Genomic DNA, 12,326 nt, shown 5'->3' on the forward strand with positions numbered 1-12,326 from the left:
ATGGGGTTTACTGTAAAGGATATTAAAAAATAATACCCTTGTATCCGCATGTTACATTTAAAGCCAAACTATACATAGTGACTTTTTAGATTTTATAACGTGAAAGTTATGAGTACGCTTATGCTTTATTATTAGCTTGGTTAAAGTGCTCAATGAAGGTTGAAATTCGCTGTGCATTTACACCTCTGTCTCCACGCCCAATACGTGAAACACTGCGTATATCGATTATGCTTCCTGTTTGCCTTGCTTTTACCCTGATAACAATATCGTCGGCAAAATTAAAATAAGGGGTATGTGCTGTTCCTTCATAATGTAAAGTAACAGGATTTTCTACGACCATCGTCCAACCCATTGATTTTGCAATATGCATGGCTTTTGTAAAAGCATCTGTTGGAGAAAGAGGAGATTGAATTGATTTTATATGAGGAAAGGCGATCACTTGTTGTTTCGCAATATCATCACCACCATAAACAAGTGTATTAATTGCACCTTCTCTGTCATCAGTTAACTGCTTGAACTCTGGCGGGGTTACTGTATCGGTACTAATATCGTGGATCGGAGGATATTTAACCGTATGAGTAATTTTACCGATTAAATTTGGCCCCAGAATCGCAATACCTAAAATTAAAGAAATGATTGCTTTAATATAGCTTTGCTTAGTTGATAAAGCATAAATAACAGCAACTAATGCCACTAAAACAACCATATAGCCAACTAAATCATTGTATTGTCGACTTGCTTTAAAACCAACAATGGGTTCCCATAACCCAAGTGATGATCCAAATACCATCAATAAAGAGGTGCATAAGGCAATAACAGCTAAGACTAACGCGTATTTACCTAAATCAATTTTTTTCATAGGTGCTCCATGGTTTGTTTTATATCAATAATGTATTTTATCTGGACTGTTTGTCACTTCGTTGTGTGAGTTAAAACTTACTAGAGAAGATTGATCGTTTAAATGTATTGTTTGCTGAAGAGTAAATATGAAGAAAATGGACCAATCTAGTGTCATTGAAAAACAGTAGACTGGTCTATATAGCCATTAAGAAGGGTTATTTACCGATTAATTTTTTTAGTAAATCTAGAAAACTAACCGTTGCAGCATCAGCGGCAGCCGCTTCACTTTCAGCTTTAATAGCTTGTTTATCTTCTGGAATAGCTCTTACTAAAGTAGCTACTTTGTCACCCTCAAAAATAAAACCACTGGATTCACCTTCTTGCTCATTGTACTTATCAATTAGCAAATCAAGTAAGTTAATTAGCACGCTGACTTTATTGAGAGAACCAATATTATCAAGGACAGCACCATCACCCAATTCCAACACTCGTCTATGTGCTTTAAATTGACCTGTACGTTCGCTTAATTGTTGCCAAGTTAATGTGTTAACAGTGGTTTTTATTGAAACGTCATTACGCCAGTAAATTGCATCTCGGCCAATCACTAACCCACGATGAAACATAGTAAAAGAGGTGCGAGCTGCCATCATTACATATTCATCATCAGGTATATCTAATACAGCACGTGCATAATGTTCAATCTCTGTTGAAACCATTGGATTCATTTCAAAGCCATTTTCACCGTGGTAATAGGTTAAAATTCCAATCACCTCGTCTAGCATATCCATTTGTAACTCCTTGATAAAATTATGAGTTATATCTTACTAGAATTAACTTTGATAAACAGTATAAAAGTCCTGCAATTATCTCATTTTCAAGTTATTTATAAGCGATAACAACTTAATAAGGTTTATTTAATTAAGCTTGACTGTCCTTTGCTTGTTCACCTGCATAGTATAGAATTGCAAACAAATAATAAAACCGCCAAGTACGATTTCTTAACACATTCAAAATGATATAAAAATAAATGACTCAAATAACAATAGCGACACACAATGGTAACTTTCATGCTGATGATGTATTCAGCATTGCAGCTCTTAAATATATATTTCCTGAATTTAATTTGGTGAGAACGCGTAATTTAGAAATAATCAATAACGCAGATTTAGTGATTGATGTCGGTGGTGAGTACGATCCAGAAAAAGGACGTTTTGACCATCATCAACGTGGCGGAGCTGGGCAACGAGAAAATGGTATTCCTTACTCTTCATTCGGCTTAATTTGGCAGAAGTATGGTTTAGAAATCTGCGAAAATGATGAAAACGTAGCTCAGTCTATTGATAATGGACTAGTATCAACGATTGACGCTATTGACTGTGGTCATGTTGAAGGTGTTTCTCAAGGTATTAGCTTGAGCCAGACTATTTCTATGTTTAATCCAACTTGGCAAGAAGAAAGTAATTTTGACCGCTGCTTTGATGAAGCTGTTGAGTTTGCTTCACGTGTGCTAGCGCGTTTTATTGCAGCCGCTAGCGGTGGCATAAATGCTAAAGCTTTAGTTGCAGAGGCGATTGAAAAAGCACAAGACCCACGCGTGATTGTTTTAGATAAATACATTCCTTGGAAAAGAACTGTCCATGCCTTATCTGAGCAAGCTTTATACATGGTTTACCCATCTACAACAGGTCAATGGCGAATTCAAACAGTGCCGGTTGAACCAGGATCATTCGAAGATCGTAAATCATTACCAGCACCATGGGCTGGGTTATCAGATCAAGCTTTAAAAGACGTTACTCAATTAGATGATGCGATGTTCTGTCATAATGGTTTATTTATTGCTGGAGCAGAATCTTTCGAAAGTACAATGAAAATGGCTGCAATGGCATTAGCCTATCAGGGTTAACATTAACTGATCATTGAATTAAGTGGTTATACCAATCTAAGTAAAAATATGATCTAATTTATTTATCTATTGTGATTAAAGCGACTCAGATAGAGCATATAAAAAAGACAGATTTTAAAGTATTTGCCCGTAAGCAAACTTCATTACAAATGAAAGTGGGTTTACTGGCTTTAGGACATTTTCAAGATGGCCATTCACGAATCCAAATTGCTCAATTCCTAAAAGTGAGTAGACTTAGCGTTAATAAGTGGGTGAGTAACTAAGCTGAGTAGTATTGACGTTCGCTTCGGGGCGGTGACTTTAGTCTCCCTGCTTGCATCAAAGTAATACCAATTATATTAAATAAGTGATCTAAATTTTACGCGTAATTTGAGTTAAATAGTTGTTCTATTTGCGAAAATTACAACGAAGAAATAAGTTATTTTAGCAAGTAAAATAGATCAGTTAATTAGTGTGATTGGTATAAAAACCAAAGCAAATTTCATCTAAGTAAAATGCAACAAGATAAAGGGGCGAAGTGCTTTGTTTTATTAACAGCATCTACAAGATAGGCTGAGAAAGGAGTCGTAATAAATCGGTGAGTATCCATCTAAGGAAAGGGGGGAAAGTATGTGCTTTAGGGATTGGATGAAACTGACCAGTTAATTTTACAGATTGGTATTATCACCCCTTATCATTGAAAAGTCGAAAAAAATCGAAGTGCAAAGCTTCGATTTTTTATTTTGATGACGTCGTTAAACAGAGTGAATCGCGATCTTATTTTTAACGATAAAATGCTTCAACAGTGCCTTTTTTAGTAAGCAATAATGGCTGGCCACGACGATCTAGTGCTTTATGGTCTGCAACTTTAACCCAACCTTCACTAATACAATATTCTTCTACATCAAAACGTTCTTTGCCGTTTAAGCGAATACCAATCTCATATTCAAAAATTTCTTCTACATGGAAAGGGCTACGAGGATTACCTGAAAAGCGATCTGGTAAAGTGGGTTTAGTAGTAGTGTCGTTCATGCTAATAACCTGTAATAAATAAAAGTGGGTCATTGTAAGCAATATAATAAATCTGCTCAAGCATCGAGAGATAATTATTAATTAATTTTGTAATAAACGCCGATTAAGAATTAAATTGCGCTAGTTTAGCGCGCTTTTGCACTTTAATCGCTCATGCATACTGAATTTTATTGAGATAGGATTGGTGTTTAACTTTACCTTGGTAACGTAAAGGCGTTGTACTAACTAAACGTTTAAACTCTCTTAAAAAATGTGGTTGATCAGTGAATCCTAAATCAAATGCTAAATCAGAGAAGCTTACATTATCGCTTTGGTTTATCTTATATACCGCTGATTGACAGCGAATGATACGGCTATATACCTTAGGTGAAACCCCCATATCATCTTGGAATTTTCGTTGCAAAGTTCTAGTCGTGAATCCTGTTGACGCTTCCAAATCTTTAATTTTGATATTACCTTGATTTAGGCAGATTTGCTTAACAACGAAAGCAGTTAAGTCTGAGTGTTTTCGTTGTTGTTTTTTAGCCATGAATGTCTCAAACGCCATAATTTGTGAAGCGAAATTTTTTTCCCTTGTTATCTCATCAACTAATTGATTTGAAGTAGGTATCAAATCTAAAAGACTGTAATGCTTGTTAACCAACTCACTGGCCGCAAGGTTTAGAAAATCTGGCATTACACTAGGTTTATAACGAATCCCAAAATAACGGTGTTTCCTTGTTAAATTAATATCAACTGCTTCTAATGGTGTGCCAAAAACCTCTGCAGTAGGGTGTTCTTTATGACAGTCAAATAAGACATCAATACAGCCATCAGGAATGGCAAAAGGTGTTTGTTTAACATCGCCAGCTTCAAAGGCATAAAAATGAGAAATTACTGGATGAGATGAATTTGCTAACGAGAATTTTTTAGCTGCATTCATCACCAACCAAGGTTGCTTGTGATGGATTTGGCTTAGGTTTGTTTTTATTGTATTCGCTATCATTTCAAGTATCCACTTAGTTAACTTCATCAATAATACTCAGCAAAATAGATGCCAAATAGTTCATAAAATAAACATTTGTAAATGTCGCAAAAATACAATACCCAGTATCAGCGAGGGGATAGTATCGATTTCAGAGCAGCTAGACACATTCAACGCAAGCTAGCTGAGTAATAAATTGACTACTATTTAAAGGAACTAATATGTCAGAGAATACAAAAATTGATTTTATCTACCTATCTGAGCAGGACATGATTAAAGCGGGCGTAACTGATATGGAAAGTTGTGTCGACACCATGGAAGACATGTTCAAACTGCTTTACAAGGGCGACTACCGTATGGCCGGAGAGAATAACGACTCTCATGGGGCTATGATTACTTTTCCAGAAAAACCTGAATTCAACACTATGCCAGCCCATACCGCGGATCGCCGTTTAATGGCGATGCCAGCTTACCTTGGTGGAGATTACCAAACTTGTGGCGTGAAATGGTACGGTTCGAACATTGCTAATAGAGAAAAAGGCTTGCCGCGCTCAATCCTAATGTTCATCCTGAACGACGTACATACTGGGGCTCCATTAGCCTACATGTCCGCTAATTTGTTATCAGCTTATCGTACCGGAGCCGTACCTGGTGTAGGGGCTCGTCACTTGGCACGAAAAAATTCAAAAGTAATCGGCTTATTAGGTCCTGGCGTGATGGGAAAAACCTCAATCGCCGCTTTTATGGCTGTTTGTCCTGATATCGATACGGTGAAAGTGAAGGGACGTGGACAAAAAAGTCTCAATGAATTCATGGACTGGATTGCTAAAACCTATCCTCAAATAACTAATGTTAAAGCTGTCGATTCATTAGAAGAAGTGGTGAGAGGTTCAGATATCGTTACCTACTGTAACTCAGGTGAAACAGGTGATGTTTCAAGCTACCCAGAAGTTAAACGTGAATGGGTTAAGGAAGGTGCATTTTTATCAATGCCAGCATATTGCCGATTAGATGAGGATATGGAAAAGCCTGAAATAAGAAAAGTTTTGGATAACCCTGGTCTGTATGAAGCTTGGTTTGAAGAAGTACCTAAACCTGCACATCAATACATTCCAATTATTGGTGTACGTTTTCTAGATATGCTTGAACAAGGTTTATTGGCAAAAAATGAACTTGAAGATCTAGGAAAGATTACAGCAGGTGAAGCCTTTGGACGTAAAGATGATAAAGAAATTATTATTCTTTCTGTCGGTGGATTACCTGTCGAAGATGTGGCATGGGCAACTAAGGTCTATCGCAACGCACTTAAAAATAATATCGGGGTTCCATTAAATCTTTGGGAAACACCTGTACTGCGCTAGGCAATGTCCATTACCTTTGATCAATTTAAAAGAGAGTTAAAAAATGACAAAAATTATAAAAGTAAAAACAGGTTCAGCGACGGAAAAAATTGGTAGTTATTCTCGTGTTGTGGTAGTAGATAATTGGATTTACGTTTCAAATACGGCAGGCAGAAACCCTGAAACCAAGGTCATACCTGATGATCTCATTGAACAAACTGAGCAGGTTTTTAGTAATATCGAAAAAGCACTCATTGCCGTTGACTCTGGACTCGACGATGTTGTGATGTCACGTGTATTTATTCAAAACCCAGAAGATATACACACCACAATGGAATATATAGGCAAAAAATTTAAAGGAATTGATCCCGCTACCACTGTGACCTGTCCTCCACTTGGTTCAATGACCTACAAAGTTGAAGTCGAATTGACCGCTTTTCGTGGTGCTGCAAAAGCAGAAACATCATTAATTAATATTTAAGTCATTGAAGAAGTTCACTTTCTACTAAGTAACTAAGGATATGGAATGACAATTACTGTACAAAAAATTCAAACTGAAAATAAACTACCGAATACAACATCCGTTGTGATTATCGGTGGCGGTATTGTTGGGGTGTCTGCAGCATTAACGCTAGCAGAACGTAATATACCAGTTGTTCTAATCGAAAAAGGGCATATTGCTGGAGAACAATCATCAAGGAACTTAGGGTGGATCCGTAAAACTAGCCGTCATTATGAAGATGTGCCATTAGCACTTGCTGCCGATAAATTATGGCAAGATATGCCGCAACGTATCGGCCACGATCTTGGTTATAAACGCTGTGGCATTATGTTTCTAGCAGAAAATGCTGAGCAAATGTCAAATCATAGTCAATGGTTAAATTCAGTTAAGTCACTCAATTTAGATTCAAGATTACTGACTGCTGAAGAGGTAAAAGACTTGGTTCCTGGTGGTCAAAAAAAATGGGTGGGCGGTGTTTATACTCCCTCTGACGGTAAAGCCGAACCTGCAATTGCTGCCACTGAAATAGCGAAAGCTGCAATTAAAAAAGGTGCCATTATTATTCAGCATTGTGCAGTAAGAAAGCTCAATCTAAGCGAAGGTAAAGTAACAGGCGTTATCACTGAGCACGGAGAAATAAAGTGTAATAAAGCGTTATTAACAGGTGGTGCTTGGTCTAGACGTTTCTTAAACAATCACGGAATATCTTTGCCTACTTTACCACTGGTGTGTTCTGTTTTAAGAACAAAAGAGATGCAAGGTCCTACTAATATATCAGTAGGCGGCCCTGATTTCTCATTTAGAAAGCACCAAAACGGCGGTTATATATTAACCCAACGTGGTGCATTGGATGCCCCGATTACTTTAGATCACTTAACAATTGGCTGGCGCTATTTAAAACAATTAAAAACCCAAAGAGGTTTCTTAAGGGTATCTGTTGGCAGTGACTTTATCAAAGATTTAAAGATAAAAAGGCACTGGAAAGCAAACGAAATATCGCCCTTTGAGCAGGTTCGTACTTCAAATCCTAATAGTAATCCTGCGTTAATTAAAGAAGCGATAGATAATACGCGCAAAGCTTGGCCAATTTTTGACAATGCAGAAATAGATGAAACTTGGGCTGGAATCATAGATGTGACGCCAGACTCAAATCCTGTTATTGACCATATAAAAAAAATACCTGGATTAACAATTGCGACAGGTTTTTCTGGGCATGGTTTTGGTACGGGGCCTGCAGCAGGGCATTTGGCAGCAGACCTTGTTTCCAACCATACGCCGATCATCAATCCATCACCCTATAAATTTGAACGCTGGTAATCAATCACTTACATCATTTATAAAAGGAATTAAAATATGAACGATTTAGCAGAGTCAGCCTATCTAGGCGGTAAAAGTAAGCACAAGATGTCTAAAAAAAACACAAAGATGTCATTTACGGCAATGATTTGTATCTGTATTGGACTTGTTATTGCACAAGGGGCTATGATTTCAGCTACGCAAGGAGTTGGATTTGGGGCAACATCATTTATTGCCGCAATGATCGTGGCTTTTATTATTTCTCAGTTTAATGCAATGAGTTTTGCTGAGTTGTCTTTAATGTTTCCACATGAAGGTACTTTAGCGACTTATACTCAAAAAGCAATTGGCCATTTTCCTGCGATTGTTTCGGTATTTGCAGGTTATGTGGTCGTGGGTGTTTTGGCTATTCCAGTTGAAATGTTCCTTGTTGATGCCATGCTTGGACAGTTATTACCGGGGTTATTACCAGAAAAATTATTACCTTTTATTATCTTATTGGTCTTGACGGTTACTAATTTAATTGGCGCAGATATATTTTCTAAAGTACAAAACATATTAGCGTTTATTTTAGTAAGTGGTTTAGTATTGATTAGTGTATTGGCAGTAACAGGGTTTAGTCTTCCACATTCTGAATTAACAGGTACTGAAGTAGATTGGAGCTTTAATGGTGTATTAGATGGCAGTTTCATTGGACTTGTAGCTTTAGCAATGTGGTTAATGGTAGGGGTTGAATATATCTGCCCAATGATCAAAGAAGTGGAAAACCCTGAAAAAAATATTCCTAAAGCCATGCACCTTTCAATCTTCTTAATTTTTACTATTTTCTTATTATTTGTTGTTGGTGCTAGTTATTATTTAGATACGGAAACGATATTAGGCTCACCAATTCCATATTTAGATTACTCAAATGCAGTGTTTGGACAAAGCGGTTTACTGATTGCGACGATTTTAGGTATTGCTGCGACGTGTAGTACTATGAATACCGTTCTTGCCTCAGTACCTAGAATGTTGCACGGTATGGCAGAACAAAAACAAGCTTTTCCACAATTAAAAGCGTTAAATAAATACAATGTACCTTGGGTTGCTGTTGTAATGTTAACCGTTTTAATCTCTATACCTTATTTTACACTGGGCATTGACTCTCTAATTATGCTAGTTATCGCTGCAACAACGAGTTGGTTATTAGCTTACGTAGTTGCGCATATCGATGTGATGGTCTTACGTAAACGCCTACCAAACCATAGACGTCCATATCGCTCGCCACTTTTTCCAATCCCACAAGTATTGGGAGTTATAGCAATGTTGTATGTCGCATTAAACAATTCACCATCACCTGAAATGACACAAATGGTTTTTCTTATCAATGGGAGCATCTTAGTGACATTGAGTATTATTGGTGCATTATGGGTTAAGTTATATATGAAACGTGGTTTATTTACACCTGATATGAATTAAACATCTCCTAGATCAAAAATCCCTCTGTCGTATGAGAGGGGGATTTTTTATGTTTAAAAGCGTTTATTTAACAACACTATCTATACGATGTTAAAACGTTTTATCTGTGTGGTACTCAGTGTGAGTGATTAAAGGGAGAAAATATAATAGAAACAGCAGGCTGATAAAAACCATTAATTCTTATTAGCGGTGCTGATCTATGGTGTCTTTTAGGCGCATGTTTGTGACTAATATATTTTGGTTTTCTAACGACCTTTTTATATCTTTTTTTGTTTTTTTGGTGATGCCAATTTTGGCCCTTTTGATGCGATGATTGCGCATGATGTCTATTATCTTGTTTAGCACTAGCCGTCGAAGAAAAGGTTAGCATTATTGAAAATAGGGCGGTTATTAATAAAGTTAGTTTATATTTCATATCATTTTTCCTATTCAAGGTTAATTATACCAATCACACTAATTAACTGATCTATTTTACTTGCTAAAATAACTTATTTCTTCGTTGTAATTTTCGCAAATAGAACAACTATTTAACTCAAATTACGCCTTAAACTAAGTCATTTTTTCTGCGCAAAATTTAGATCACTTATTTAATATAATTGGTATTAATCATTTATAAAACATAGAACAACAGTAAATACGTGTACTTTTATCAAAAAAGCGATTTACTACTTAACTGCTATATCGCTTGTAGCTTATGTTTTAGATCGTTATTGACGTTACTTTATAATGATTACAGTGTTGTTTTTACTTTATGTTTTGGTTTATTTGAGTGCTTAACTGGCTTTTTTTTTACAACAACCACTTGTTTTTTTGATACTACTTTATGCTTGGGTTGTTGTTTAATTACGACAGTTTTTTTATTAACCACCTTTTTATGTTGTGGTTGCTTAACAACGACTGTTTTTTTCTGCTGTGGTTGTTTTACTACAACTACTTTTTTTGTTTGATTAGGCGAATTTTCAGATTTATGGTTAGGGGTTGCCTGTGCTGTAAAGGTCAAGCAACCCGCTAAAATAACACTCATAACAATAAAAAATTTGTTTTTCATCTTTAACCTCTTGGTGATTTCTTCTTAAATAAACTATTTTTCAATTCAGTGTGTAAACTATAGGTTATAAATGTGGAGAAAGTATGGAGAGAAAAAGAAGGTTAAAAACTGCTTTAGAAATAGGGCTTTAACAACTTCACCTATCACTATCTAGCGTAACAAAATACAAATTTGAGTTAAATATTTTATTATTAAATTAATTAACAATAGACGGCCATCGCGTTTTACAATTTGTTACTTGCTTATGATTAGAACTAACTTTAGATTTAACTGACCTTTAATCAATTTACGAGAGCTAAATTATGATAAGTATTCATACAGATGCCGCGACGCTAGACAATGCTTTCGATATTGCAATGTTAACAAATGAGCTTGGTTACATTACCAATGAAAAACAAACAGAAGAATGGTTAAAATTAATTAAGCTTTCAACTGATCATGCAGCCATCGTAGCCGTTACCAACCAGGGGAAGTTATGTGGCTGGGCCGTGGTCGAAAAAAGAATCTCTTTAGAAACAGGTAGTAAAGCTGAAATTTCTGGTTTAGTCACTGGATCCAATTTCCGACGTTTAGGTGTAGGAGCTCAACTTGTTGAAGCATGCCAAAGGTGGGCCCTCAAACATAATCTTAACAAACTAGTGGTAGCGAGTAATATTGAGCGAAATGAATCTCATATCTTTTATCAAAAAAGTGGATTCTCATTAGTAAAAACATCCCATAAGTATGAGAAAGTACTAACATAATATTAAATAAATTTTTTTAACACTATACTAATTTATATCATTACTTTTTCTCAGAAGATGTATTAACTAAATAAAGCTTAGTTTATTCACGTTGCTTTGTAGTGATTTAAATTATTTTTTAAACCTACCTTATTAATTGTAAGGTAATTCTTTATATTGCTAAAAGAATATATTGCAAAAATTAAAGTCCAGAGAAATAGGGGGCTAGTACGTACGATTATTTTTAAAAAAATTATTATAAATATGTTAATAATCATCCACTGTTCCGAAAATAGTATTTTAGAAAATTCAATTAGATAGCAATATCTTTCATTCAATAATAGTTTATAAGATTTGAATAAGTATCTTAACTCACTGGTTATTAAGTTTAATAGTTCATTAATAAATAATATTTATCAAAAATTAATTCAGTAACATCTCTAAAGTTTATATAAAATAATTTTAATAAAATAAAATATGAAATTATTTCTATAAAAAAGATAACCAGGAGTTGCACTTTATTAATTTTTATAATTAAAAAAATATAAAGTCCTATAAGTATTTTATTTTTAATATCTATAAAGAAACGAAAATTATCAGCTAATACATCCTTTTAAACAGGCTGTGTACTTTAGGAATTAAGGTAAATACTCAAATAGTTTTATAGAATGCAGCACAGAGCGTTGTCTTTTTATTCAAAAAACAATAAAGCTAATTTTAAATCAGTAAGTTAGGTTGGGTAAATGTAGTAATGAATAAAGCTTAATCTAGCCAGAATTAAATAAAAAATAGGGTAAAAGTAGAATGTTTATCAGAAAGGAAACATTTTTGTGTATTAATCATAGAAAACTTATTCATTTATGCTCAATTTTGACGCTTAAAGCCACTTTAATAATTGAACAGAGCCATTTATTAAATGATAGCGAGCTAAAATAACGGTATTTGATTTGGTTTAAACTAATATTAATACTTAAATCAATAGTTAACAAAAAGCACAAAACTGCAAAAAACATAAATAGTATAACAGTATGTTATATACTTTATGTTAAATACAATTATGTTCAATTAACCACAATAAAGCAGCCACAAAGCTAACAATCATATCTATTCCAACACTCTATTTAACATAATATACATTATGCGCAGTTGTATATGTTGTTAATTAGGATTGTGAATCCTATTCCAAGTATTCTGGTCTAATTGAACCGGACACTTTAATTCTGGATAATAATATCCACTATC

The 12,326-nt window shown here is 34.9% G+C and carries 11 protein-coding genes; 6 read left to right on the forward strand and 5 right to left on the reverse strand.

All coding sequences use genetic code 11. From position 1 onward, the window contains the following. Positions 1-118 precede the first annotated feature (118 nt). Positions 119-859: a DUF1499 domain-containing protein gene (locus tag V6256_RS03295; RefSeq protein WP_341596633.1), complete on the reverse strand. Its 741-nt coding sequence runs from the start codon at positions 857-859 to the stop codon at positions 119-121. A gap of 196 nt (positions 860-1,055) precedes the next feature. Further along, positions 1,056-1,628, reverse strand: coding sequence for a hypothetical protein (locus V6256_RS03300; RefSeq protein WP_341596634.1), 573 nt, complete (start codon positions 1,626-1,628; stop codon positions 1,056-1,058). Between the two features lie 239 nt (positions 1,629-1,867). On the opposite strand from V6256_RS03300, the gene V6256_RS03305 reads away from it, so the two are divergent. After that, positions 1,868-2,743, forward strand: a complete 876-nt coding sequence (locus tag V6256_RS03305; protein WP_341596635.1) for an MYG1 family protein — start codon at positions 1,868-1,870, stop codon at positions 2,741-2,743. A gap of 762 nt (positions 2,744-3,505) precedes the next feature. On the opposite strand, the gene V6256_RS03310 is transcribed toward V6256_RS03305, so the two are convergent. After that, positions 3,506-3,754: a DUF3297 family protein gene (locus tag V6256_RS03310; RefSeq protein WP_341596636.1), complete on the reverse strand. Its 249-nt coding sequence runs from the start codon at positions 3,752-3,754 to the stop codon at positions 3,506-3,508. Between the two features lie 151 nt (positions 3,755-3,905). After that, on the reverse strand, positions 3,906-4,739 hold the full coding sequence (locus V6256_RS03315; RefSeq protein ID WP_341596637.1) for an AraC family transcriptional regulator: 834 nt from the start codon (positions 4,737-4,739) through the stop codon (positions 3,906-3,908). Between the two features lie 200 nt (positions 4,740-4,939). Between V6256_RS03315 and V6256_RS03320 the strand changes: the two genes are divergently transcribed. Genes V6256_RS03320 through V6256_RS03335 form a run of 4 tightly spaced genes read left to right on the forward strand, consistent with a single transcriptional unit; the run spans position 4,940 to position 9,314 of the window. After that, complete coding sequence (locus V6256_RS03320) at positions 4,940-6,079, forward strand: ornithine cyclodeaminase family protein (RefSeq protein ID WP_341596638.1); 1,140 nt, start codon at positions 4,940-4,942, stop codon at positions 6,077-6,079. Between the two features lie 43 nt (positions 6,080-6,122). Next, the gene (locus tag V6256_RS03325) at positions 6,123-6,539 is read left to right on the forward strand and encodes a Rid family hydrolase (RefSeq protein ID WP_341596639.1); all 417 of its coding nucleotides are present in this window, start codon (positions 6,123-6,125) and stop codon (positions 6,537-6,539) included. A 45-nt stretch (positions 6,540-6,584) separates the two neighbouring features. After that, positions 6,585-7,877: an NAD(P)/FAD-dependent oxidoreductase gene (locus V6256_RS03330; RefSeq protein ID WP_341596640.1), complete on the forward strand. Its 1,293-nt coding sequence runs from the start codon at positions 6,585-6,587 to the stop codon at positions 7,875-7,877. A gap of 36 nt (positions 7,878-7,913) precedes the next feature. Further along, a complete protein-coding gene (locus V6256_RS03335; protein ID WP_341596641.1) occupies positions 7,914-9,314 on the forward strand; it encodes an APC family permease in 1,401 nt (466 codons plus the stop codon). Positions 9,315-10,044: 730 nt separating this feature from the next. Here V6256_RS03335 and V6256_RS03340 read toward each other — a convergent pair. Then, on the reverse strand, positions 10,045-10,362 hold the full coding sequence (locus V6256_RS03340) for a hypothetical protein (protein ID WP_341596642.1): 318 nt from the start codon (positions 10,360-10,362) through the stop codon (positions 10,045-10,047). Positions 10,363-10,664: 302 nt separating this feature from the next. Here V6256_RS03340 and V6256_RS03345 point away from each other — a divergent pair, with 302 nt between their 5' ends. Beyond that, positions 10,665-11,105 carry a GNAT family N-acetyltransferase gene (locus V6256_RS03345; RefSeq protein WP_341596643.1) on the forward strand — a complete coding sequence of 147 codons (441 nt, stop codon included), beginning with the start codon at positions 10,665-10,667 and terminating at the stop codon, positions 11,103-11,105. Positions 11,106-12,326 lie beyond the last annotated feature (1,221 nt).

The organism is Psychromonas aquatilis (genome assembly GCF_038155185.1).
Classification (GTDB): domain Bacteria; phylum Pseudomonadota; class Gammaproteobacteria; order Enterobacterales; family Psychromonadaceae; genus Psychromonas; species Psychromonas aquatilis.

Excerpts from the sequence above, each read along its gene's own strand:
- V6256_RS03335 (WP_341596641.1), top strand. The coding sequence starts at position 7,914 with ATGAACGATTTAGCAGAGTCAGCCTATCTAGGCGGTAAAAGTAAGCAC.
- V6256_RS03325 (WP_341596639.1), top strand. The coding sequence starts at position 6,123 with ATGACAAAAATTATAAAAGTAAAAACAGGTTCAGCGACGGAAAAAATT.
- V6256_RS03320 (WP_341596638.1), top strand. The coding sequence starts at position 4,940 with ATGTCAGAGAATACAAAAATTGATTTTATCTACCTATCTGAGCAGGAC.
- V6256_RS03315 (WP_341596637.1), bottom strand. The coding sequence starts at position 4,739 with ATGATAGCGAATACAATAAAAACAAACCTAAGCCAAATCCATCACAAG.
- V6256_RS03310 (WP_341596636.1), bottom strand. The coding sequence starts at position 3,754 with ATGAACGACACTACTACTAAACCCACTTTACCAGATCGCTTTTCAGGT.
- V6256_RS03300 (WP_341596634.1), bottom strand. The coding sequence starts at position 1,628 with ATGGATATGCTAGACGAGGTGATTGGAATTTTAACCTATTACCACGGT.
- V6256_RS03330 (WP_341596640.1), top strand. The coding sequence starts at position 6,585 with ATGACAATTACTGTACAAAAAATTCAAACTGAAAATAAACTACCGAAT.
- V6256_RS03345 (WP_341596643.1), top strand. The coding sequence starts at position 10,665 with ATGATAAGTATTCATACAGATGCCGCGACGCTAGACAATGCTTTCGAT.
- V6256_RS03340 (WP_341596642.1), bottom strand. The coding sequence starts at position 10,362 with ATGAAAAACAAATTTTTTATTGTTATGAGTGTTATTTTAGCGGGTTGC.
- V6256_RS03305 (WP_341596635.1), top strand. The coding sequence starts at position 1,868 with ATGACTCAAATAACAATAGCGACACACAATGGTAACTTTCATGCTGAT.
- V6256_RS03295 (WP_341596633.1), bottom strand. The coding sequence starts at position 859 with ATGAAAAAAATTGATTTAGGTAAATACGCGTTAGTCTTAGCTGTTATT.